Genomic DNA, 24,059 nt, shown 5'->3' with positions numbered 1-24,059 from the left:
CATTTCATTTTCAATTATATTTTTTATATCTATTTATCCCCGATAACTTAACAGTATGAGTATTTTATACTGGCAATTTTTCAGCCTTTAGCTATAACTTTTAAGGCAAATTACCAAAGAATATTCTCTGACATTCATTTAAGTCACCTTCCAGCATACGTTCCGGCATATGAGTTGTTGCCAATGAAATCCGCACATGGCCTGCCCGTGTGGGGATATATTTTATCACGTGAAAAAATACCACCTCATGGATAACCACTGAAATTATACAGGGCGAGAGAAATATGCTAAGCACACAAAATGGCAATATATCCAACAAGAGAAAACGTGAGCTAAAAGATTATTCCTTAAACAAATTGTACATCGCCCTGAAGATCATATTTATGTCTTCCACGTTCGGAATGCCCAGTGTTTACGCCGTCGATTTGCCGTCGCCGGATGCAGGCTGTGACGGTGGCACGACGACCTGCACGGTGACCGGTACGCAGGGGACAGATTTTACAGTAACGGGCGGCATCACCGCGCCGGGTGATGGAATTAATGCCGATGCTACTGTGACGGGCAGCGCTTTCACGGTAAACAGCGGCGTCACGGTGACCGGGGGCAGCACGTCTGCCGGGTTCAATTTTGCCGGAGGCAACAATAATACCCTGACCAACAATGGCACGATCTCCGGTGGGTACGGCATCAACTTTGGCGGCGGCAGTGGGTCTAACGTTATTAACAACGGAGTTATCAATGGTCTTACCAGTTCAAACCTTCTCAGTTTAGGTAATATGGGCAACGGATTTACCCTGACAAATAACGCAGGGGCGATAATATCAGGCGGTCATACCGTTATAGAAACAACAACTTCTGCATCCGGCGCGACGATTAATAATGCGGGCACGATCACCTCTGATGACGGCAGCGGCGGAGGGGTGGCGATACGGTTATTTGGCGACAATAATACGATTAATCTCAATACCAGTTCAGTCATTTCCGGTGATGTGCAACTGGATGTCGGAAAAACCAATAATACTCTCAATCTGTTGGGGGACGGCGGACACGGGCACGTTTGGAAATTATGTGAACAGTCGCTCGATCAATTTCCTGAATATCGATGCCGCGGGTAAAACCTGGAATATCACACAAGCGATGCCGGTATTGGGGGCAATCCATCTCAAAAACGGCAATGTTATTGTCACCGGCGCATTAAGTAACACCGGCACGGGCAGTACCACACTTGATGCCGGGACTTCAATGCTGATCGGCGGCGGGGGGACCACCGGTTCCCTGAATGACAACGTGATTAACAACGGCTCGCTGACGTTTAACCGTGCCGATGATGATACCTTTTTGGGTAACATCAGCGGTTCGGGCAGCGTGATTCAGGCTGGTGCCGGGGTCATTAATCTGGCGGGAAATGGCACCTGGAGCGGCGGCACGCAGGTGATTAACGGCACACTCAACGGAATGGGTGGCACTAACTCGCTCGGCAGTGGCCCGGTCAGCGTGACCAACGGCGCGACCCTGCAACTGGGCGATGCCTCCACGTTTACCGATTATTATTTGTCGGCGAACAGCCTGACGCTGGATACCGCAACATTGTTGCTGAAGGGCACGCAGGCCGGGCCACTTGCGGGCGCGGTATCCTACAATTTCGACAGTCTTACTGCGCCAATATTCCTGAGTAACTCAACCCTTGATTTTGAGCAATTTGCTGCGGCGAACCTGGTCTTCAACGGCGATGTGGCCGCCAGTAATTCAAGCTCACTGAATTATGTCGCTGACAGCGGCGCTCACTCGCTGGCGATGAACGGTGACCTGACGGGGACCGGCACGTTCAGCGTCAATATGTCGGAGAACAATACCGGCGGTTCGCTGAAACTGGCGTTCAATGGTGCAGCGAATGACTACACCGGCACGGTAAGCCTCAACGGTGATGCCTACACCGTGGATGTGAATACTGTACTCGGTCAGGCGACCTGGGCTATCACGGGTGCGCAGACGTTGAACTTCAACGGCGCGAACACGCACATTATCAATGGATTAAGTAGCAGCACCAACAGTATCGTGAATATCACCGATGCAGATACGACTTTGCAATTGGGTAGCGGCACATCAAGCGGTGTGATTGGCGGAGCGGGGAATCTGGTGAAATACAGCACCAGTACACTCAATCTCAATGGCGTGAATACCTATACTGGCAGCACGAAAGTCACCAGCGGGGCGCTTGACCTCGGCGTTGAAAACGCGATTGCGACCAGTTCCTCGGTGGAATTAGACATTGGCAGTACGCTGGTGCTGAAAAACCTGAATCAGCGGGTGCGGGATCTTACCGGTGTCGGTAGCGTGACGATAGGCTCTGGAAACCTGACGGTACAAAGCAACACGGGCAGCACATTTGGCGGCAAACTTACCGGCACCGGCGGTCTGACCAAAACCGGCACCGGCGAGTTTATCCTCTCCGGCACCACCAACTCGGTCGGGGCGACGACGGTCAGTGCCGGGAATCTGCATTTTAGTCAGAACGGGACATTCAATGCCGCCAGCCTGCTGGTGAGCTCCGGCGCAACTGTGCAGCTCGACAGTGACGCGAAAATCGCCGCGACAGGTAATGCGGATATCGAAGGCACGCTGAACGTTGCGCTGGGCGGCAGCACACCAAAAATTACGGCAGCCACGGCAACGTTAGGCAGTGGTTCTGCACTGGATATCACCGGTTTTAACCCGGCTGCGGCCACCAAAGCCAGCGATCTGTCCGCTGCCCGCACGGTTGTTATCCAGACCACCGGCGGGATCACCGGTGATTTCAATACGGTGACCGGCTTGCCCGCCAGCGGTGTCGATTACTATTTTAACGACGCCAAACTTTCTGCCGACGGCAACAGCTACAGCGTAGGCAGCGAACTGGCCTGGACATCCGGCACTCCGCAGGCCACCGGCGATTTCACGCTGACCAATGCGGGCGATGCGTTTAACGTCGACGTGGCACTGGCGGACGTAACGGCCAACGGCGCAACGTGGGACGGTCAGTCGCTGACCAAAAAAGGCGCCGGTAATCTGACGCTGTCCAAAGTTAATACCTACACGAGCAGCACAAACGTGCAGGCGGGGACGCTGACCGCCGGTATTACCGGTGCGTTTGCCACCAGTTCGGCGGTTAACGTGGCGACGGGGGCAACGCTGAATCTCAATAATTTCAGCCAGACGGCGCAGGATCTGGCCGGAGCCGGTGCCATTACGTTGGGCACCGGAACCCTGACGGCGCAAAACAACAACGACACCGCTTTCGATGGCACGATCACCGGAACCGGTGGATTGACCAAAACCGGCAGTGGCACGCTCGTGCTTTCGAATGCAGGTAATTCGGTGGGTGCCGCTGAAATAGCCGCCGGGATTTTACATCTTACCCAAACCGGTACCTTCAGCGCCGCCAGTTTGCTGGTCGACAGCGGGGCGACGGCGCAAATCGACAGCACGGCGAAAATCGTCACGGCGGGCACCTCGACGGTCAACGGCACGCTGGATGTCACGCTTGGCGGCAGTACGCCAATGATCACCGCCGCTGATGCCACGCTCGGCGGCAGTTCCGCGCTCAATGTCAGCGGCTTTACGCCGGTCATCGCCACCAAAGCCAGCGATCTTGATGCCGCACGCAGCGTGATCATCCAGACAACCAACGGCATTACCGGTGATTTTGCGACGGTCACGGGCATCACGGCCAGCGGTGTGGATTACATCTCCAACGACGCGCACAAATCCGCTGACGGCAAAAATTACAGTGTGGGCAGCGGTCTGACCTGGAATGCCGGGCCGGTGCTGTCTTCCGGTGATTTCACCCTGACCAGCACCGGCGATGCGTTTGATGTCGATGTGGCGCTGAACAATCAGGCCGCCAGCGCCACCGGCTGGGACGGCACCTCGCTCACCAAACTGGGTGCGGGCAATCTCACATTGTCTGCCGCTAACACCTATACCGGTGGAACAAATGTTCAGGCCGGGACACTCACCACCGGCGTGAATAACGCGATTGCAGACAGTGACGGTGTCACGGTAGCGTCAGGCGCGACACTGGCACTGAATAACTTTGACCAGCTGCTCCAGGACTTAAGCGGTGCAGGGATTATCACGCTGGGAACCGGCACCCTGACGGCGCAGAACAACAACGATACCACCTTCAGCGGGCCGGTCACCGGCACCGGCGGCCTGACCAAAACCGGATCCGGCGTGCTGACGCTTTCCGGTACGGGCAACCAGGTGGGCGCGGTGAACATCAATGCAGGCACCTTACATCTGGCGCAAACCGGCATGTTTAACGCCGCCAGCCTCAATGTAGACGCAGGCGCAACGGCGAAGCTGGATGCCAGTTCACCGGTCTCCACCAGCGGCAGCACGGTCATAGACGGCACGCTGGATGTGACTTTAGGCGGCACCGCCCCGCTGGTGACTGCCGCCGATGCGACGCTGGATCCCGCCGGTTCCGCACTGAATATCTCGGGTTACACCAGCGGACCGGTGGCGAAAGCCAGTGACCTCGACGGCGCACGTACCGTGGTTATCCATACCACTAACGGCATTACCGGTGATTTCAGCGCCGTGGAAGGCGTGGGTGCGGGCAGTGCCGATTACATCGTTAACGATGCGAAAAAATCCGCCGACGGCAAGGATTACAGCGTCGGCAGCATTCTGGCGTGGAACGCGGTTGCGCCTGCTTCATCAGGGACGTTCACCCTGACCGGCACGAATGCCTTTGACGTCGATGTGGTGCTGGCCGATCAGACAGCCAACGGCACCGCCTGGGACGGCACCACGCTGACCAAGCTTGGTACCGGAACCCTGACGCTCTCGGCGGTGAATACCTACACCGGCCCGACCCGTCTTCTGGGCGGTACGCTGCAAACCGGCATTGAGAATGCCTTCGCACAAAGCGGCTCTATGCTGGTCGGGTTGGGGGCGACGTTTGACCTGAACAACTTCAATCAGCAGGTACAAAATATTGGCGGTGGTGGGAACGTCTCGCTGGGCACGGCCACCCTGACGATGGAAAATAACACTGACCTCGCGCTCAACGGGGTAATCAGCGGCAGCGGCGGGCTGGTGAAAGAGGGCACCGGAAAACTGACACTCTCCGGCAATAACAGTTTCGAAGGCGGAACTGTCATCAACGCGGGTGAGATAAGAGCATCTTCTCTCACCGCGCTCGGCCCTGCCACCAGCGTCGTCACCCTCAATAACAATTCCACTCTTGATGTAGCAGCGACCGGCGAACTGGCCAATAACATTTCGCTCGGCAGCGGCGGCGGAACTGTCATCGGTACGGCGGGGATTAACCTGAGCGGATTGATCGACGGCGCAGGTCAGCTGACCACCAAAGGTATTATCGATGTCACCTCTGATAATACCTACACCGGCGGTACGACGATCACCAGCGGGGCGACGTTCTCCTTTGGGCGTAACACCGCCACCGGTAGCGTGGTCGGCGATATCACCAATAACGGCATTCTGGCGTTTGTTCGCAGCAACGATTTTACTTACGACGGCGTCATCAGCGGTAGCGGCAGGGTGGATGCCCTCGGTTTTGGCACCGCGACCTTAACCGGTGTGAACACCTATACCGGCGGCACCAACGTGCTGGGCAATCTGCGTCTGACCGACAGCGGCACGCTGAGCACCGGCGCAGTCGCTATTGCCGCACCGGGGACGTTACAGATTGATGCGCCAGCCAGCGGCAGTTACACCTTTACCAACGCGCTGAGCGGAAGCGGCACGCTGAAAGCGAATCTGGCGGCAGCTACCGACAGCTTTGCTTTCAGCTCGGCGGCCGGTAATGCGTTCACCGGCACCGTCGAACTCGGTCAGGGGCAGTTTGCGCTTTCCGGTGATAACACCGCGGCGCTGACTAACGCGACGCTGAAACTCGATGGCGGTAACACCACCACCGTGGCGGCGGCGGATCAGAACATCGGCAACTTAAACCTGAACGGCGGCACGATGGCGTGGAGCGGACAAACTCCGCCACAAACGCCTGCGGGCAAAGTGAACGTGACAGATCTGACGCTCGGCAGCGGGACGGTTCAGGTGGATGTCCCGGAAACTAACGGGATCCCGAACCCGGTCACCTCGCCGGGGCTGAACCTGCTGGCACAGGACGACGGCGAGATCCAGTCTCAGCTGATCGCCGCCAGCGGGACCGTCACCGGCGATGCCTCTTCGCTGGCGCTGACCGACAGCACCGGTCAGACGGTTAATAATCCGCAGACACTGGCCATTACTGAAAGCGGCACCACGGTGGCGAACGCCAGTTACGATTTCATGCTCACGACTGGCAGCAACAACGACGGGCTGTACCTTGGCTACGGCCTGAAAGGGCTGGATCTGCTCAATGGCCAGACGTTGCATCTGGCAACGGACAGCGGGGCAACCGGCAACAGTGCGGCGCTGAACGCCCAGCTGACCGGCAGCGGCAACCTGGATGTCAACGGCAGCGCATCCGGTGCGCAGACGATTACCCTGACGAACACCAGCAACATCTATACCGGGACGACGACAGTCAGCGGCGGCACGCTGGTGGCGGGTAACGATCACTCGCTGGGCACGACGTCCGCACTGATCTTGCAGGGCGCCGCCGGTTTTGACCTCAACGGAAAAGCGCAGACGATCGGCACGCTGACCGGCGCGGCGGGTTCAACGCTGAACGTACATGGCGGTAATCTGACCCTGAGCAACGGTGGCCAGAGTGACGGCTCGCTGACCGGTGCGGGGAACATCACGGTGAACGGCGGCGCGCTGACGGTAAACGGTGCGAACGCGGGCCTGAGTGCGGCGGTGGTTCTCAATAACCACGTACAGGCGCTGATCAGTGATGTCGCGGCGCTGGGCACCGGTAATCTCAACCTGAACGGCGTGGGAACCGGTCTTCAGATCAACGGCGCAACCGGCACGCTGGCGAACGCGCTACAGGGCTCCGGCATCACCCGTCTGCAAGGGGCTGATGTCGTGCTTTCCGGTAATAACAGCGGATTCAGCGGCAGCTTCGCGGTGGATAACGCCAGCATCCTGACGGCCAGCACCGCGCAGAATCTGGGCACCGCCAGCATCAGCAACGAAGGCTCGCTGATCCTCGACAGCAGCACAGACTGGACGCTCGCCAATGCGGTCATCGGTGGCGGGATGCTGGAGAAATCCGGCACCGGCAATATTTCCATCAGCAGCGCCAACGCCTACAACGGTGGCACGACGGTCAGTGCGGGAACGCTGACACTGACCAATGCGCAGGGCGCAGGCACCGGCACGGCGACCATCGCCGCACCGGGTACGCTGGCGCTAAACCTCACCGGCGGCAATTTCGCCAACGCGATTGATAACAACGGATTACTGACCGTCAGCGGCGCAGGTAATCAGCTTAGCGGCAACATTACCGGCAGCGGCACCAACCGTATTTCAGCCACCGGTCTCACCATCAGCGGTGATAACAGCGGATTTAACGGTATGTGGGATCTGACCTCCGGCAGTGATTCCACCGTGACCTCCGCGCAAAACCTCGTCGCGGGCAGTGTGCTGCTTAACGGTACGCTGAATGTGAATGCGTTGAGTGGCGACTTTGCGTTTGACAATACGCTGACCGGACAGGGCGCGCTGAATGTCGCGATGGCGACGGCGGCAGATCGCTTCTCCTTTGGCGCGGGCAGCGGCAATACCTTCGCCGGTCTGGTGAATCTCGGTCAGGGTGCGTTTGCCTTGTCAGGCAGCGACACGCTGGCGCTGACCAACGCGACGCTGCAAAACCAGTCCGGCAATATCACCGTGGGAGCCGGTATCCAGAATATCGGTAACCTGGCACTCAGCGGCGGCACCACGAAATTCGACCTGCTGACAAACTCCGAAATCACCACCAACCAGCTGGCGCTGAACGGCGGTGAAGTGCGGGTCAGCGGGCTGGAGACGTTACCGGATCCGTCCAATGCGGCCAGTGAACCGTTGCTCCAGCAGGACGACATCATCGGTGATCCGCTGATCCTCTCGCAGGGCAATACCGGTTCGGCGGCAAACATGACGCTGACCAATGGCGCAGGCAATCCGCTGACACCGACCACCGCAGATGTCACGCAACTCGGCAAAGTGGTTGGGATCGGGACTTACGGCTACGGGCTGACCGGCAGCAATCTGCGTGACCAAACCGGCCTGTTCCTGTATTCGGGGCTGGTGAAACTTGATTTGCTGGCGGGTCAGCAGGTTTCGCTGATACAGGATGGCAGCGCGCCGCTCGGCGGCAACGAAATGCACGCGCTGATCACCGGCGCGGGCGGTCTGAATGTCGATGTCGTCAATACCGTGACGCTGAATAACCCGCGCAACGATTACACCGGCAGCACCACAGTGACCAACGGAACACTGCGTCTGGGCTTTAATCACACGCTGGGTAATACGTCATCGCTGGACGTGCTCGGCACCAGTCAGGTGGATCTGAACGGGAAAACGCAAAGCATCGGTGCACTGAACAGCGCGGCGGGCACGGTGGTGAATCTTAACGGCGGCACGCTGACCCTCACCGACAGCCAGCGCACGGCGGGTAACACCGACGGCGGAACCGTACTCGGGCGTCTGACCGGCAGCGGTCAGCTGATTGTCGACCCGAGCGTGCTGACCGTTGACGGCGCGAACCCGAATCTTTCGGCGACGACGCTGATTACCGGAGGATCAGAAGTGCGTCTTAACAATGTGCAGGGTCTGGGCACCGGCAGCATCACCCTGGATGCCGCTGATGACCTGCTGACATTTGATACCTTCAACGGCCAGACGGCGGCGGGAGCGCTGAACAATACACTGCTCGGTGCTGGTTCCGTCCGGCTTGCCAGCAGTGAAGTGATCAGCCTGGCGGCGGATAACAGCAGCTTTAACGGTAATTTCACTATCGGTAACGACGCCACCCTGATCGCCTCGCAGTCAGCGAATCTCGGCACGGCGACCCTCACTGATAACGGCCTGCTGCAAATTGATAATGCGGCTGATATGACGCTGACCAACGGCGTGACCGGATCCGGCGGGCTGGTGAAAACAGGCGCTGGCACACTGACGGTTTATCAACCCGCATATTCCGGCACCACGGCGGTGAAAAGCGGTACGCTGATTGTCGGTGACGGTACGCAGACCGGCGCTAAGCTGGGTGCGGATAATGCCGGTGCGGTGACCGTGGCCTCGGGCGCAACGCTTGCCGGGAACGGCACGGTCAGCGGCGATGTCACCAACGGCGGTACACTGGCTGCGCTCAACAGCCTTTCCGCTTACGGTTCGGCGGCGGCCAGCGTGCTTAATCTCAGCGGGAATCTGACCAACAGCGGGCTGTTGCAACTGGCGGGCAGCACGGTCGGGAACACTTTATCGGTGGGCGGCAATTACGTCGGCGGCGGCGTTCTGGCGCTGCAAACCGTGCTCGGCGGTGATAACTCGGTGACCGATAAACTGGTGGTCGCCGGTGACACTTCCGGCACCACGCAGGTGACAGTGAAAAATGCCGGCGGCACCGGTGCGCAAACCAGCACGGGGATCCAGGTCGTGGATGTCGGCGGGCAATCGAACGGCGTCTTCAGCCTTAATGGTCGTGCGGTGGCGGGTGCCTACGAATACCATCTGGTGAAAAACAGCACCAACGGCGACTGGTATCTGCAATCTGGCAATACCGGACCACAGCCACCGCAACCACCGGAGCCGCCAACGCCGTCTTCCAACAACTTCCGACCTGAACCCGGCGCGTATCTGGCGAACCAGCGTGCGGCGCAAAACATGTTCCTGCACACGCTTTATGACCGTTCAGGCGCGGCGCGCAGCAGTCAGGACACTGACATGGCGAAAGGCTGGGTACGTCTGGGCGGCGATTATACCAAACAGAAAAGCAACGGCGGTCTGTACGATGAGAGAACGCATACCACGCTGGTTCAACTGGGCAGCGATTTGTATCAGTTCGACGGCGCAAACGGTGACCAGATTAACGCCGGTGTGATGGCGGGATACGGGCATTCGAGCAGCAGCGTGAGCGTTAAAAACAGCCCTTACGAAGCCAAAGGTCAGGTTAACGGTTACAGTGTCGGCGCTTACGGAACATGGTATCAGCAGGCCGACCGCGTCAGTGGCGCGTATGTCGACAGCTGGATCCAGCACGCCTGGTACAAAAATGACGTCAACGGTGACAGCCTGCCGCAAGAGTCTTACGACAGTCAGGGGACGGATGTCTCTCTCGAAACCGGTTACGGCTTCGCCTTTAAACAATCCGATGAAGTCCGCTGGGTCGTAACGCCTCAGGCGCAGCTGGTTTACAGCCACTACGACACCGACGGTCATACGGAAGATAACGGCACCCGCATCAATTCCAACAGCGATGACGGTATCAGAACCCGCGCGGGTGTCCGCCTGAGCCGCCAGAACACGGTGAAACTGAACTCCGCTCAGCCGTTCGTCGAAGTGAACTGGTACAACGGCCAACCGGCGTCCGACAGCGTGGACTTCAATCAGGTTCGCTTTGAAAACGCCACGTCCGTTAACCGTTATGAAGTGAAAGCGGGCGTGACCGGTTCCATCACTGATAAATGGCAGACCTGGGGACAAGTCAGCAGCACCTGGGGCGACAATAATTATCAGGGCTATCAGGGAATGGTGGGCGTGAAATACCAGTGGTAAGCCACTGAGCATGTAAAAAGCCGGGAGCGTAAGTGCCCGGCTTTTTTATCTGGCGTAACCCGCTGTTTTCTGTCCCGCGATGTCCGGCAGCCTGTCACCTGCGGATAATTACGGCAAACCAGCATGAGTTTTCCTTTGGGTTCGAAGCCTTTATCGAGCATACATTGCTGAACCTTCGCGGCCTTCAGGACGGTCGGATCGCAAAGGGCAGAACCCGGTGGTTTCGGGTAGATCTGCTGCAATGTTCAGCTTCGAACGCCGCAGATTTTCCGCCGTGAATACGTTAGCCGATTCTAAAACGCGGTGCTGATTCGCTTTATGTTGAATCAGCACCGCAGACCATTAAATACGCCCGTAGAAGGTCATTCTGGCAGGCTCGGACAACGAAATATCAGGCTGAGAATTGTAAGCTAAAACCACCAGCATGCGCGTGGTATCCCCCTCCGTTGGCGTCACGCGATGAATCGCATTCCGACCGCGGAACAACACCAGATCGCCTGCCTCAATGCCGAGTTTTTTTGGCTCAATTTGCTTATTCAGTAGTTTTTCAACGCCTTCAAAATTCATGTCGCCAGCATCTGCATCACGCAGGTTCTCAACGTATTCAAACACGCCTCCAGCCTGAGGTTTTTGAATCAGCAGGGTGATGGCAAAAGACGAGTTATCGAAATGCCAGCCCAACTCCTGGCCTTCGCTGGCGTAATGCAGGTTGATTGAAGAAAGTTTGTCAGCGTAAGCATACAGCTGTGCCTCACCCAGCACCGAGCAAAGAAACGCCCGGAACACAGGCGCGTCGTACAGTGCGCGCAGTGCCGAGTCCGGCGGGATCTCTTCATCGGTAATACAGCCCTTTGAGGAGACAATCTGCCGGTTTCTTGGATGCGAGTCTGGTAACCCGTCATCAGGTTTCAAGAGATAAACATTGTGATTACTGCTGGTGTAATAAGCCAGATGGCGATTTTCATCCCCCTCACGCTTAATTGCCTTCAGCGCAGCAGGATTAAGAAAGTCATGCAAGACCAGGACGCCATTTTCATTCAGCCTCCTTTTACATTCAGAAAGAAAATTCGTATCCACTATCGGATTTGCTGCGAAATTTATGATCCTGTCGAGTTCTTGCATTGTTGCCCTCATAAATGATTCAGGAAAAAACGGTTGTTAACACTTTAAACAAGTCATTAACGACTGGGAAATGAAAGCTGCCATCCCTGACGGGCCAACTGCGAATTTTTTTGGTCAAAACATGACTAATTCATATGTCTCAAATATGATGTTGTTTTTATTATCAGTGAGTTGATTGTATGTCCAGAAGTCGCAGTGACTTATTAGGATTTGTCTGCCGTGTTTTGGTCTTATCAGGGCTCCTGGCCAGTACTCCCGCACTGGCGCAGGATCGGCGGCACGTATCAGAACCCGGATTACCTGTTTCGGTCTGCGCAACATTGACCTCTTCCGCACAATCCAAAGATGATACTCAGCGTTTACAGGATGCTATCAATCACTGTCAGCCGGGCGCCGCCGTACGCCTGATAGCCGGTGCGGCGGGCACACGCTTCGTTAGCGGACCGCTGATCATGAAATCCGGCGTCACACTCTGGCTCGATCGTGATGCCGTGCTGGCGGCAACGACCGATCCACGTGCTTATGACAATGATGGCCGCTGTGGCACGCTCGATGACAAAGGTAACGGCTGCCGTCCGTTTATCTTGTTCAAGGGCACGCAGGGCGGTGGCATCGTTGGCGAGGGTGTGATCGACGGACAGGGCGGGCAAGCCATGTTTGGGCATAGCGAGACATGGTGGCAACTCGCGCGTCGCGCACAAACTGAAAGCAACAAGCAGAACATCCCGCGCCTGATCCAGATTGACCACGCACACGACATCACGTTCTACAAGGTCACGCTGCACAATGCGCCCAACTTCCACGTGGCGATGAATGGCGTACAGGGAGCGACGTTCTGGGATGTGCGTATCGATACGCCGGCAGATGCGCGCAATACGGATGGCATCGACCCCGGTGCCTCGCAGGATGTCACCATTGCACACAGTTTCATCCGCACCGGCGACGATAACGTGGCAATCAAGGCTGGCAGCGGCGGGGCTACCCGATACATCTCGCTGACCGATAACCATTTTTATTGGGGGCACGGTCTGTCAATCGGCAGCGAGACGGTCGGCGGCGTCAGCGATATCCTTGTCCGGGGGTTGACACTTGACGGCACGACCTCCGGCCTGCGCATCAAGAGTGACGCCAGCCGAGGCGGAGTAGTCAGCAATGTGCGCTACGAGCACGTGTGTCTGCGTAACAACCGCCGCCCAATTGACTTCGACACCCGATACGACGCCAAAGCGCAGGGCAGCGAGATCCCGGTCTTCCGCGACATCGTCCTCCGGGACGTCGTTGGTGCATCCGGCGATCTCGTACTGCGGGGTTACGATGACACTCATCAGCTTGATATCACGCTGGACGGCGTGCGCTTCGCAGCGGATGCGCGCTGGCAGATTGCGTTCGCCCGGATCGAAACCGGACCCGGCGGCGTGCGTCCGGCGTTGCCCGGAAAATCGCAGGGTTCAGAGGTGTATGCAGGTTGCGCCGGAAGCTGGGTATCGTTTCCTGGTCGCTGATTCAATTTTTCTTTATTTTTCAGGGCAGGATGAAATGAAACACCCACTAAAAAGTTTTTTTTGCATCGTATTCGCGTTAACCACGTTTTCTGCACAAGCCAATAATTGTATCGAAACCCGTGCGGGAATTGATATGGGATCGGGGACAACCAAAATTCAGGTCGCAGAAGTGGATATCTGCCATCACCAGTTGGGTAAAGTGTTGTATGAGGATCAGCGGCCGCTGGCTTTTAACGATGCACTGGGGAAATCAGGGGACAATAAAATCAGCGAAGCGATCCAGCAGGAGGGCGTGCTTGCGCTGAAACAGATGGTGAATAAAGCCCGGACTTTCCACCCGCAACGTATTACCGGCGTAGCAACGGCCGTTTTCCGAACGGCGTCCAACGGTCAGCAAGTCATTGACATGTTCAACCAAAAAGCCGGGATTCAACTGCGCATAATTTCTCAGGAACAGGAGGCCGAACTGGGATTCCTGTCTGCTAAAGCGGCTTTGCATGACAGCAATGTCAAAAATGAGGATCTGCTGGTCTGGGATATCGGTGGCGGATCGATGCAGATGACGGCTATGCGTGAACAAGATGGCCGGACTGTGATGGATGTTTATCTGGGCAAACTGGCTTCCGTGACACTGAAAGAATTCATTATCAGCGTGCTGAAAAATCAGGAACTGGATAAAACAGACTCACCGAATCCGATTGGTTCGCTGCGCAATACCGTTCTGCGTTACGTCAACTTTTATGCACGGACGCACGTCAGCGCCCAGATCAAGCAGGATGCACAAAAACGCCGGGTGATTGGAATTGGTGGCGTTCACGGTTATTCGGTTAAGGATCAGCTTCATCCGGCCAATAATACCTACCAGCTGGCGGACGTTGAACGCGTCTCGAAAAATCAGGTATGGAAAAATGACAGTGAGATTGCCGGGCAATACCGGTCAACTGACGTGAGTAATCTGCTGCTGGTCGAAGGATTTATGCAGGCGCTGAATATTTCACAGGTCACTATTGTGAAAGCAAGCCTGATCCAGGGCATTCTGGTGCAATAAATTGTATGAAAAATGACGGCGGTGTTTGTCAGATATGGCTTCGCCAGTCCGCGAGTAAAAGCAAAATCCTGCTCAGGCAGGATTTTGTCAATCAGACTAATGTGCTGATACTTTCTGAGGGCTGACTGACATTTATGTGAGGCACCGCATTACTCAGGAGGCTTTTTCAAACGCTTTATATCCATCCTCGATGGTGGGAATGATTTCTACCATTTCGAAATAGGGTTTGGTAATAAGCTCTGAGTCCCTCAAGCGTTCAATCGCAAAGTAGAATGACTCCATGTCTTGAGCCTGGAACATGGCAACATCTGTGCATTTTGTGGTAAATGCCTCGGCATCAAACATTCTTAACGTGACTTTGTTATCGGGCAGCACGGTTAATAACACGTTATCCGCTATCCGGTTCCTTTCAGTTCGCGCGAGTCGCAGCCATTCCTTCGTGGTTTTAAGTAAAACAAAAACGGTGATCATAATCCCTCCTTATTGGTGTGTAGGGTAACGTTAACATTTCTTTATGGGAAAAATTTATCTGAACTATCGTCAATGGGTAACAAAGTTTTTCTATATTCGATGAATGTAATCCCCTGACTTGATTCACGTTCATTGCGTTACAGGGAAAACGCTAAAGCCGTGGCGGGTTTCTGCTGAGGGTCGTGATCCATAACAGACCCGCGAGCAGTGAGAGGGCGATGGCGAGGCAGACGGCGAAATAAATACCCGCCGCGAGCGGTTCAACAGCACTGAGCAATCCGCCAAAGATGGCGACTCCCAGCGCTGAGCCCGTTTGCCGGCTGGCGTTGAGTACCCCGGCGGCAATTCCTGCTTGCTCTTTGACTATCGAGCCCATGACAACGGTCGTGGCAACCGGGGTAATGACGCCAGCCGCCAGACCGAGGGCCGGAAAACAAAGCGCGATCCGCCAATAGGGTGCATTTTCTCGGAGTATCATTAACCCTGCAAATCCGGCGGCGTAGAGGCCGCAACATCCTGCTATCAGCCAAAATGCGCCAAACCGGCGATTGAGTGCTCCGGCGCTAAAGCTGCCCAACGTGACCAGCACGGTCAGCGGAAGAAAGGCGAGACCGGTGTCCAGCGATGACCACCCGCGCACGGTCTCGAAGTACAGGCTGAGCAGGAAAAACAGCCCGTAAAACACTAATCCTGAAATCAGCGAGACGGTCACCGCGGCCGAAAAATCAGCAAGGCGAAAGAGCTTCATCGGCAGCATAGGCTGGTTGATTGTGCGTTCGGTAAAGATGAAAAGCCCCCAGGCAATCACCGCCACCGTGACTCCGCCGCAAATCCACGGGTCACGCCATCCCCGATGGACGCCTTCAATCAGCACAGCAATAGACGATCCCAGCGCGATGATAGCCAGCAGTTGCCCTGCAAAATCCACCGGCCGCCTGTTTGCCGTGTTTTTTATCGCAGGAATGCGTGCTGCCAGCACGACCCCGAGCAGTGCGATGGGGACATTGACCAGGAAAATACTTCGCCAGCCAAATAGCTGGATCAGCAAACCGCCAAATAACGGGCCGGCAGCCATCGCAGTTCCACCGCACCCCGCCCAGATACTGATGGCTTTAGCGCGCTGATGGGACTCCGGAAACGCGCTGTTTATCAACGCCAGAGAGGCGGGGACCAGCAACGCCGCACCGATACCCTGCAATATCCTCGAGAACACCAGAGCGGATAATGTTGATGAAAAGCCGCATCCCGCCGAAGCCAGTGCAAACAGCAGCAGGCCGGTGAGATAAACGTTTTTTGTACCCAGTTTGTCGCCCAAAGCCCCACCGCTGAGCAGCAGGCTGGCGAAAGTCACGGTATAGGCACTGACCACCCACTGAAGTCCGGTTATGGTCGAGTGCAGGGTGGCAGCCAGCGGCGCAAGCGCCACGTTCACAATCGAGGTATCAAGAATCACGATGACGTAACTGATACTGGTGGCAGCTAACAACCATTTTTGAGCCGAAGAGGTGCTGTTCATGTTGGGAGGCAATTTTCTATTCAGGGGATAAATTGACTATACCTTGTGCACGCTAAATAATGATTCGAGCTACATCGAAGTATTAATCCCACTGATGCACACTGATTTCTTATTTAATGGCGCGAAAAATGAACCAATTTCACATTTCAGTCGTGGCCCATCTCATCGCCGAGCCGGTGCGTTCGATAATGCTAATCAACCTGTCGGGAGGCGAGGCGCTTTCCGCTAGCGCGCTGGCCGAGGCCGCCGGAATTACAGCACAGACTGCCAGTTTTCATCTCGCAAAACTGCGTGATGGCGGGCTGATCACCGTGGAGTCTGTCGGACGCTATCGTTATTACCGTCTGGCCGGGCCACATATCTCCCAGCTTTTAGAAAGTCTGGCCTCGGTCGGGCCGGTCACTTCGCAGTGGCAAACTACACCGAGTCGTTCCGCCAGGGAGCTGCGTTTTGCGCGCTGTTGTTACGATCATTTAGCCGGACAAATCGGTGTGTTGATTACGCAGGGTATGCTTAACCGCGGTCTGATTGCCATGCGGGAAGGTCAGCACTACGTGCTAACCGTTGAGGGGCATCGTTGGTTTGAACAGCAAGGCGTGGAAATCAACGCAGATCGCGCAGGAAGTCACCGCCTGTGCCTCGACTGGACCGAGCGGCAATATCACCTCGCCGGCTCTCCTGGCACCGCTCTGCTGGAGGCTTTTATCGCGTGGAAATGGCTGAGCCGCTCGAGTAAATCCAGAGCGCTGAAAGTCACCGAGTCGGGTTGGAAAGCCTTAGAGCAACACTTTGGTATCCGGCAGCCGCAAGGGATCGTTGCGGCGCAATAAAGCCCTTTTATTTCTTTTGCCCATGATCAAAACAGACTTCTTCGATTTCCACGGCCGCAGCTGGCAGGTGGGATTTCACATTGCATTGCTAAGTTCGATTCCGACTAATCAGAAGTCATGCTTTCAGATTTGGACGCACCCTGTTGCTGAAAACAGTCAGATTGAAGTTTTAGACCTGCCATTGGCATATTTTTATGCCGAAGATGACGGTGGTGATTTTGGCTTTATACAAAAAACCAGGATGACTTATAGGGCCATGATATTAGTCCATTTTGCCTATAAAATGTTCGCTTTTCTGTATTTAAAATACTATAGTATTTGATTGTAATTTTTTACCGCCTCAGTATGGACTTTTATTCCATTGCATAATTAAAAGATACTCATAAATTTTATAAATAGGTGAATATGACTGACAAACCGAGTGGCTACGTATATATACTGGAAGTTGCTGACATTGATTTGCCGGTATGTAAAATTGGAATGACTACCAGGGATCCCATTTCCCGATGTCATGAAATAAATAAAAGTTCCACAGGTGATTTTATTTGGGCTGTTGCCCACTCAATCACTGTGGATGATTGTAGGGAACTGGAAAAATTAGTTCACTATAAGTTAGATCCATTGCGACAAAAGAAAAGAGAATTTTTTAATCTATGTGCAGACGATGCATATAAAGCAGTAATATCGATCATTGAATCTCAGAGTGATATTAAAATCATGGAAGAATTTGATTCGAAAAACTCATCAAAAATTAAAATTCATCGCAAGAAAAAAAATAATAATAATTACCCGGTCAGAAGTTTTTCGGCTGAATATGCCACTTTGTTACAGTCTTTCTGTGAGGTTCTGGGGGTGAAGGGTAGACCGTTTGGTCAGTTTAACAAACCATTTTTTGGGATGAGTGATGGAAATGAAGGTGTTCAATGGAATATTTCTATACATCCGCAGGCCAACAATATTCATATAGGGGTTAACCTCGAAGGTAAAATGTACAAGGACTGGCCTATATCTCGGCTTATAAAATCAGAGGTTATAACGCCAAAACTGCCGAGGATAATACAAACCTTAGATGCTCCAGATGAAATATTCCTGACCTTTTGGCGGGATGCTTGGCAAGTAGCATCCAGACCTGAAATTGAAGAAAAATATATAGGAGGTAGACCATTTGGACTTAATGAGCTGACAGGAGAAAAGTGGCAAAGTATTTTAAATGAAGCGCTAGAATGCTTGGATAAAGAACACGATTATCGGAAGCGTAATACGCAAAATGTCACCATGGTAAAAAAAGATGGTAAAAACCTGACTCGGACAATGCAAGTCTCCCCTCATCTAACTATATGGTCACCACTAATAATTAGCGAAAAAGTTGAAGATTCAATCCGTAATAAAATCAATGAATTAACGTGTATTTATCGGTGGATGATGCAAATGAGCTGAAAAGTCACGTATGTTAGCCGAAAGTTAATATCAAGAATTCTGCCCGTTTTGTTTACACCGCGAACGGAATGGAGAAGCCACATGACCGCCATTTTAGACGAAATAAAAGCGCTGGAATGCAGCCTTCATAACGCCAGACGCAATGACAAACAGTGGCTGGAAAGGGTGCTGCATCCGGATTTCAGGGAAATCACGCGTTCTGGCAAGAGGGTTGACCGTCACCAGACTATTGCGGCGCTGATTGCGGAAACGCAAGGATCTGGGATCGAATCCGATGATTTTCAGCTCCAAATCCTCAGCGAGGAATCTGTGCTTCTGACCTACAAAACCTGCGTGCGCAGTGATTCCGGAAATCTGCGCGGTGCGCTGCGCTCCTCAATCTGGACACTGACGGAAGGCACCGGCTGGCAGCTGGTTTTCCATCAGGGTACGCCAGCGGCTGAAACGCAGGCGTCGCCTTCCACCCGATAACCTTTACGAAGACGCGCAACCCGCCGGGTTAAAAACACGTGTGACCGACGCCGGATTATTGGCTAATTTGTTTTCCGGGCGGCGGGGACGTGACACTAATTCTCCGCCGCAGTTAGGGCAAATCCCGCCCAGTTTGGTGTCGGCGCACGTGACGCAGAATGTGCATTCAAACGAACAAATTTTCGCGTCTGCCGAAGTGGGAAGCAAATCGGTATTACAACACTCGCAGTTAGGTCTCAGTTCCAGCATAGAAATTTATCCTCTGTGGGTTTACTTCAGGAACAGGCTTCAATTTTTACCGATGTGTATCGTCGTAAACATAACCTGAAACAGCGGCCTGAGAAAAGTCCCGCGTCGGGATAGCAAAACATAGACAGCAAACGCTGGGATTTGTACCAGAACCGATGATTTTTTGCAGAGCGCCGAAACGCTCTGCCTTACACCATTATTCCTGCGATAAACGGTAAACCCGCAGGCGATGCCCATCGGGATCCCGCGCCACAAACGTATAGCCGAAATCCAACGCAACCGGCGGCTGGGCAATGTCTAATCCTTTCTCCTCCCAGAGTGAATACAGGGAATTCACCTGTTCATCACACTCGGCTGAAAAGACGATTTCGCCGTAACCGGGCGTCCCCGTTGAGGCGGGTTCGACGGTATGGCGAGACCATAATCCCAGTTTCATGCCTGAAGGCAGAACAAACATCGCAAAGGTAGGTGATGCCTCAACCGGTTGTTTTCCAAGTAAGTCTGCATAAAATCTGGCGCTGGCTTCCGGGTTGTTGACGTACAAAATAACCAGGCTTGAATCGATCATGAGTTGCCTCTCTGAGGTAATGAAACATCACGCTTGATGTCCCTTACTGCGTATCGTAGAGGCAACTGCTGCCAGTTATTGTCAGTAGTCATCCGGGCTATTGAGGCGCGATTTTTTCCTGATCCCGCCATTCTTTGAGCAATCTCTGTCGTCGTTTGGGATAACGCGCCTCTGCTTCTGCCAGCGAGAGAATACAATCCGTGCGGAAATGGCGGAAACACTGACGGGACTCACACCAGGCGACGAGGACATGAACGAGGTCGAAATACCCGAGTGCGAATGGCCAGATTATCCGGCGGGATTCTTCGTTTTTCAGGCTGCGGTATACGATTTCGAGCTTACGTTCGCCCCGTATTGCCTGACGAATCTGCGGCAAAAAGGTTTCTCCGGTTAATGCGTTGTCAGGAGGGCCGACCAGTAACGTCGAAGATTCCAGAGACAGGCGCAGATCCTCCGGCAGAACGGCGGCAATTTTTGCCAGCGCATTTTTGGCCGCCGCGCTCAGTTGCCCGTCAGTGCGTTTTGCGACCCAGCGGGAACCCAGCACCAGCGCCTGGATTTCATCCTCGGAAAACATCAGGGGAGGAAGCATAAAGCCGGGGCGTAAAATATATCCCAGCCCCGGTTCGCCCTGAATATCAGCCCCCTGTTCCTGCAATGTGCCGATATCCCGGTATAGCGTCCGGACGCTGATATTAAGATCCGCAGCCAGCTGAGCGCCCGTCACCGGAAACCGGTGACGGCGCAGGATCTGTATCAAATCAAGTAAACGCTGGGAACGGGACACGGTTTTTATCTCTTAAGTTTCCGGAAGGCTATTATTTCCATTATTTCTCTTCCTGCAAATCATGTCGCTGTCCGCGCAACCGGCTTACGCTGATGGCAACCGCCAGCGCCGTCGCCATCACGGCAATCCACAGGCTCAGTTTTACCGCATGGGCTTCCTGAATCACGCTATTAGCCGCGTAAACGGACAGGGTCACGCCGACCACCGCCGCGCCAAGGCATTGCCCGAAAGTGCGCATAATCGCCAGCACGCCAGATGCGTAACCGCTGTTTTCACGCGAGGCGTTCGACAACATTTCGCGGTTATTCGGGCTTTGGAAACAACCGAAACCAAGGCCGCAGACGAAACTTCTCAGGCCGATATCCCAGAATTGCGGATGCTCAGGCAGTTGCGCGAGCAGCAATAATCCCACTCCGAAGACTGCCAGACCGATTGTTGAAATAATGGCAGCCGGATAGCGATCTGCGAGGCGTCCGGCGTGGGGCGCGGCGAGAATAATGCCCAGCGGCCACGGCGTGAAAAGCAGGGCGGAGACGAACGCGCTGTAGCCGTAAACGCTCTGGAACAGAAAAGGCAGCGCCACGAAGGTAATGCCCTGGCTGACAAACGATGCCAGCGAGGTGAGCGCCGCCAGCGAAAACCGTGAGGAGGAAAATATGCCGAGCGGCAGAAGCGGTTTTGTTGCGTGGCGCTGACGCCAGACAAAAGCGACGCCTGCCAGAACAGCGGCCAGCCCGTAGCCGACTGCCGTGGCCAAATCATCTGCGCCCGGACGCGAAAAGGCGTCTGCCGCCATGATCAGCGTACCGAGCATCGCGGCGGATAACACGGCACCCGCAAAATCAAACGGCTGGCGCGTGGCTGCCGGGTTTGCCGGGATGACGCGCATCGCGAGGATCATCGCAATAATGCCCAGCGGAATATTAATCGCGAACAGCCATTGCCAGCTCAGCGCCGACAAAATGGTGCCGCCAAGCACCGGCGCGATGGCCGTACTGGTGGCGATGCTCAGGGCATTCAGGCCAAGAATTCGTCCCAGCAAGCGGGTAGGGAATACCGACCGCAAAATCGCCGGTCCTATACTCAGCGTGGCCGCTGCGCCAATCCCCTGTAACACACGCATGAACACCAGCACATCGAGGGAGGACGACAGCGCGCAGCCCAGGGAAGAAAGGGTGAACAGAGCCAGCCCGCCGACAAAAATAGAACGAAAGCCGATGTGGCTGGCCATCGCGGCAAAAATCGCCAGCGCCATGGACGCCGAAAGCAAATAGGCGTTGGAAACCCACACCGCCGCGCCTGCCGAAATATCCAGCGCCCGTGCGATTTGCGGCAACGCGATATTGACCATCGAACCGTCGAATACTGACATTGTTGCCATCGTCATGACGGCCGCCATGGCGAAACCGCGCTCGCGTCCCGGCAATCCTTCATCGCCGGGTCTGTCTGTAAATAATTCCATCATTCAATCCGTTATCTTTCACAGGGGATGCAGGGAATATAGCGGGACGCCGGACATAGCGGAAGACGCAGCATTTGCATTGAATACCTGCACCCAACGCCTTCTCTCCGGTTTCGTGGCGCGTTACACTGCGCGGATGACTGAACCTGATCTGAACTTACTCATTGCCCTTGATGTGCTGCTCGCTGAAAGAAGTGTAGCGGGTGCGGCGCGTCGTCTGGGATTAAGTGCTTCCGCGATGAGCCGGACGCTCAGCCGCCTGCGCACAACAACCGGTGATCCGCTGCTGGTGCGTGCCGGCCGCCAGATGGTGCTGACGCCGTATGCCGAAGCAATCCGCGAACGTGCGCAGAACGCCAGTTTTGAAGCGCGCGCGCTCCTTCGACCGTCCTCAGCAGAACTCAATTTAGCCCGGCTTGAACGCACGTTCCTGATCCGCTCAAACGACGGGTTTGTCGTGGCGTTTGGCGCAGCACTGATTGCTGCTGCCGCGCAGGCCGCGCCTTCCGTGTGTTTGCGGTTCACGCCAAAACCGGAAAAAACCTCAAATGCATTGCGCGAAGGGCGGGTCGATCTCGAGATTGGCGTCGCCGGCGACATGGGGCCGGAAATCCGGTTGCAGACATTGTTCCGCGACAAATTTATCGGTGTGGTGAGAAAAGGTCATCCGCTGGCGCGGGCGAAAACCCTCACAGCGCAGGAATATGTCTCGTTCGGGCACGTTGTGGTTGCACGCCGAAACAGCACGCATGGCCCGGTGGATGACGCGCTGGCCGAAACGGGGCTGAAACGAAAGATCGCCGCCGTGGTGCCGGGATTTTCTGCCGCGCTGGCGATCGCGCAACACTCCGACCTGGTGGCGCTGATCCCCGCGTCATTCCTTATTTCTGATCCCGTCGGGCTTTGTGCGTTCGAACTGCCGGTGAAAACCCGCGAAATCACGATTTCACAAATGTGGCACCCGCGTTCAGAAGTCGATCCGGCGCACCGCTGGCTGCGTCAGTTGGTGCTGAGCGTTTGCCGGGAAAAAGTGCCAGAAAACCCTATTGCGCATCCAGATAATGTTTAAGCGTCATGCGCAAGTCAGGCGTTAATTCTTTGATGTTTTTCAGCATCCAGCGTAAATAAGCCGGGTCGTCTTCGGCGATTTCTGCAATCTTTTTGCCACGGTATTTGCCGAACATCATGGTGCTGATCAGCGCAGGACGGCCGGTAATAGTGACCATTTCTTCCGGCGTCCAGCCGGATTCATCCATGATGCGGATGAGCAGCGCGGCGGTGATATAACAGTCAAAAAGCGCACGGTGGTGATGCAGTTCTGCCGGAGTTTTCACATCAAGCTTCAGGGATTTGTACAACGCCATATTGCTGTACTTGATCCCCGGCCATAAACGGCGTGCCAGTTTGACGGTGCAAATCCACTGGCCGGGCATTTCAGGCAGCATACGCTGGTCAAAACTGGCGTTGTGGGCGACGTAATAAGGGCTGCCGTGGTAGCGGGGAACCACCTCTTCAATCCACGGTTTGTCGGCCACCATGGCCTCGGTGATTTTGTGGATCGCCATCGCCTGGTGGCTGATCGGGCGGTCTGGACGCACCAGATCACTCATCGGATTGACGATCCTTCCGTCCTCAATATCGACAGACGCCACTTCCACCACGCCACCCTGCAATCCGCAGGTTTCCGTATCAATAACTCGCAACATATTCCACTCCAGAGACCGCCGGACACGTTCTTAAAAAACGTTAGCCTAACGGAATGATTTCTTCATGCCCACTTTTCTCATCACAAAAAGCACGCAGGAAATCCCCACACACTCACTCCGCCTACTTCCTGTACAGATCACACTTTGCCCCGCTTTCGTGAAAATGCTCACACCGCCCCGTGCAGATGCCCAAACTTACACGGAAATTTTCGGCTTTTATCCGTGGCAATGCGT

The 24,059-nt window shown here is 55.0% G+C and carries 16 protein-coding genes; 8 read left to right on the top strand and 8 right to left on the bottom strand.

Translation table 11 applies throughout. The features are described from left to right. Positions 1-284 precede the first annotated feature (284 nt). The gene (locus tag ACM5QY_RS24895) at positions 285-1,115 is read left to right on the top strand and encodes a hypothetical protein (protein WP_416123314.1); all 831 of its coding nucleotides are present in this window, start codon (positions 285-287) and stop codon (positions 1,113-1,115) included. After that, a complete protein-coding gene (locus ACM5QY_RS24890; protein WP_416123313.1) occupies positions 1,069-10,656 on the top strand; it encodes an autotransporter outer membrane beta-barrel domain-containing protein in 9,588 nt (3,195 codons plus the stop codon). The genes ACM5QY_RS24895 and ACM5QY_RS24890 overlap by 47 nt, the downstream gene beginning before the upstream one ends. A gap of 342 nt (positions 10,657-10,998) precedes the next feature. Here ACM5QY_RS24890 and ACM5QY_RS24885 read toward each other — a convergent pair whose 3' ends face one another. Then, positions 10,999-11,778, bottom strand: coding sequence for a HalD/BesD family halogenase (locus ACM5QY_RS24885; protein ID WP_416123312.1), 780 nt, complete (start codon positions 11,776-11,778; stop codon positions 10,999-11,001). Positions 11,779-12,230: 452 nt separating this feature from the next. On the opposite strand from ACM5QY_RS24885, the gene ACM5QY_RS24880 reads away from it, so the two are divergent. Both ACM5QY_RS24880 and ACM5QY_RS24875 read left to right on the top strand, forming a co-directional pair. Next, positions 12,231-13,280, top strand: coding sequence for a glycoside hydrolase family 28 protein (locus ACM5QY_RS24880; RefSeq protein ID WP_416123311.1), 1,050 nt, complete (start codon positions 12,231-12,233; stop codon positions 13,278-13,280). Positions 13,281-13,314: 34 nt separating this feature from the next. Beyond that, a complete protein-coding gene (locus tag ACM5QY_RS24875; RefSeq protein ID WP_416123310.1) occupies positions 13,315-14,328 on the top strand; it encodes a Ppx/GppA phosphatase family protein in 1,014 nt (337 codons plus the stop codon). Positions 14,329-14,481: 153 nt separating this feature from the next. Here ACM5QY_RS24875 and ACM5QY_RS24870 read toward each other — a convergent pair whose 3' ends face one another. Together ACM5QY_RS24870 and ACM5QY_RS24865 are read right to left on the bottom strand one after the other, a co-directional pair. Then, a complete protein-coding gene (locus tag ACM5QY_RS24870) occupies positions 14,482-14,799 on the bottom strand; it encodes a darcynin family protein (RefSeq protein WP_416123309.1) in 318 nt (105 codons plus the stop codon). A 151-nt stretch (positions 14,800-14,950) separates the two neighbouring features. Beyond that, the gene (locus ACM5QY_RS24865) at positions 14,951-16,315 is read right to left on the bottom strand and encodes an MFS transporter (RefSeq protein WP_416123431.1); all 1,365 of its coding nucleotides are present in this window, start codon (positions 16,313-16,315) and stop codon (positions 14,951-14,953) included. Positions 16,316-16,443: 128 nt separating this feature from the next. Between ACM5QY_RS24865 and ACM5QY_RS24860 the strand changes: the two genes are divergently transcribed. The 3 genes from ACM5QY_RS24860 to ACM5QY_RS24850 all read left to right on the top strand — a co-directional run bounded on the left by ACM5QY_RS24860 (position 16,444) and on the right by ACM5QY_RS24850 (position 19,053). Then, the gene (locus ACM5QY_RS24860; RefSeq protein WP_416123308.1) at positions 16,444-17,145 is read left to right on the top strand and encodes a helix-turn-helix domain-containing protein; all 702 of its coding nucleotides are present in this window, start codon (positions 16,444-16,446) and stop codon (positions 17,143-17,145) included. A 405-nt stretch (positions 17,146-17,550) separates the two neighbouring features. Then, positions 17,551-18,582, top strand: a complete 1,032-nt coding sequence (locus ACM5QY_RS24855; RefSeq protein ID WP_416123307.1) for a GIY-YIG nuclease family protein — start codon at positions 17,551-17,553, stop codon at positions 18,580-18,582. A gap of 81 nt (positions 18,583-18,663) precedes the next feature. Next, positions 18,664-19,053: a nuclear transport factor 2 family protein gene (locus ACM5QY_RS24850; RefSeq protein ID WP_416123306.1), complete on the top strand. Its 390-nt coding sequence runs from the start codon at positions 18,664-18,666 to the stop codon at positions 19,051-19,053. A gap of 3 nt (positions 19,054-19,056) precedes the next feature. On the opposite strand, the gene ACM5QY_RS24845 is transcribed toward ACM5QY_RS24850, so the two are convergent. The 4 genes from ACM5QY_RS24845 to ACM5QY_RS24830 all read right to left on the bottom strand — a co-directional run bounded on the left by ACM5QY_RS24845 (position 19,057) and on the right by ACM5QY_RS24830 (position 22,119). Continuing rightward, the gene (locus tag ACM5QY_RS24845) at positions 19,057-19,302 is read right to left on the bottom strand and encodes a DUF1272 domain-containing protein (RefSeq protein ID WP_104925167.1); all 246 of its coding nucleotides are present in this window, start codon (positions 19,300-19,302) and stop codon (positions 19,057-19,059) included. 196 nt (positions 19,303-19,498) lie between these two features. Continuing rightward, entirely contained in the window at positions 19,499-19,870 is a 372-nt protein-coding gene (locus tag ACM5QY_RS24840) for a VOC family protein (RefSeq protein ID WP_416123305.1), read from the bottom strand. Positions 19,871-19,967: 97 nt separating this feature from the next. Then, complete coding sequence (locus tag ACM5QY_RS24835) at positions 19,968-20,657, bottom strand: helix-turn-helix transcriptional regulator (protein ID WP_416123304.1); 690 nt, start codon at positions 20,655-20,657, stop codon at positions 19,968-19,970. Positions 20,658-20,697: 40 nt separating this feature from the next. Then, entirely contained in the window at positions 20,698-22,119 is a 1,422-nt protein-coding gene (locus ACM5QY_RS24830; protein WP_416123430.1) for an MFS transporter, read from the bottom strand. A gap of 136 nt (positions 22,120-22,255) precedes the next feature. Between ACM5QY_RS24830 and ACM5QY_RS24825 the strand changes: the two genes are divergently transcribed. Continuing rightward, positions 22,256-23,188 (top strand): LysR family transcriptional regulator, encoded by a 933-nt coding sequence (locus ACM5QY_RS24825; RefSeq protein WP_416123429.1) that lies wholly within the window; start codon positions 22,256-22,258, stop codon positions 23,186-23,188. On the opposite strand, the gene exoX is transcribed toward ACM5QY_RS24825, so the two are convergent. After that, positions 23,163-23,825, bottom strand: coding sequence for an exodeoxyribonuclease X (gene exoX / locus ACM5QY_RS24820; protein ID WP_416123303.1), 663 nt, complete (start codon positions 23,823-23,825; stop codon positions 23,163-23,165). The genes ACM5QY_RS24825 and exoX overlap by 26 nt on opposite strands. Between the last annotated feature and the right edge of the window lie 234 nt (positions 23,826-24,059).

Source organism: Rahnella sp. PCH160, from assembly GCF_047784855.1.
Classification (GTDB): domain Bacteria; phylum Pseudomonadota; class Gammaproteobacteria; order Enterobacterales; family Enterobacteriaceae; genus Rahnella.
Note: the sequence above shows the minus strand (reverse complement) of the source record. Positions and strands in the feature narration are given on the sequence as shown.

Coding starts and splice junctions, on each gene's coding strand:
- ACM5QY_RS24875 (WP_416123310.1), top strand. CDS start 13,315: ATGAAACACCCACTAAAAAGTTTTTTTTGCATCGTATTCGCGTTAACC.
- ACM5QY_RS24860 (WP_416123308.1), top strand. CDS start 16,444: ATGAACCAATTTCACATTTCAGTCGTGGCCCATCTCATCGCCGAGCCG.
- ACM5QY_RS24870 (WP_416123309.1), bottom strand. CDS start 14,799: ATGATCACCGTTTTTGTTTTACTTAAAACCACGAAGGAATGGCTGCGA.
- ACM5QY_RS24845 (WP_104925167.1), bottom strand. CDS start 19,302: ATGCTGGAACTGAGACCTAACTGCGAGTGTTGTAATACCGATTTGCTT.
- ACM5QY_RS24895 (WP_416123314.1), top strand. CDS start 285: ATGCTAAGCACACAAAATGGCAATATATCCAACAAGAGAAAACGTGAG.
- ACM5QY_RS24830 (WP_416123430.1), bottom strand. CDS start 22,119: ATGGAATTATTTACAGACAGACCCGGCGATGAAGGATTGCCGGGACGC.
- exoX (WP_416123303.1), bottom strand. CDS start 23,825: ATGTTGCGAGTTATTGATACGGAAACCTGCGGATTGCAGGGTGGCGTG.
- ACM5QY_RS24880 (WP_416123311.1), top strand. CDS start 12,231: ATGAAATCCGGCGTCACACTCTGGCTCGATCGTGATGCCGTGCTGGCG.
- ACM5QY_RS24825 (WP_416123429.1), top strand. CDS start 22,256: ATGACTGAACCTGATCTGAACTTACTCATTGCCCTTGATGTGCTGCTC.
- ACM5QY_RS24865 (WP_416123431.1), bottom strand. CDS start 16,315: ATGAACAGCACCTCTTCGGCTCAAAAATGGTTGTTAGCTGCCACCAGT.
- ACM5QY_RS24885 (WP_416123312.1), bottom strand. CDS start 11,778: ATGCAAGAACTCGACAGGATCATAAATTTCGCAGCAAATCCGATAGTG.
- ACM5QY_RS24850 (WP_416123306.1), top strand. CDS start 18,664: ATGACCGCCATTTTAGACGAAATAAAAGCGCTGGAATGCAGCCTTCAT.
- ACM5QY_RS24855 (WP_416123307.1), top strand. CDS start 17,551: ATGACTGACAAACCGAGTGGCTACGTATATATACTGGAAGTTGCTGAC.
- ACM5QY_RS24840 (WP_416123305.1), bottom strand. CDS start 19,870: ATGATCGATTCAAGCCTGGTTATTTTGTACGTCAACAACCCGGAAGCC.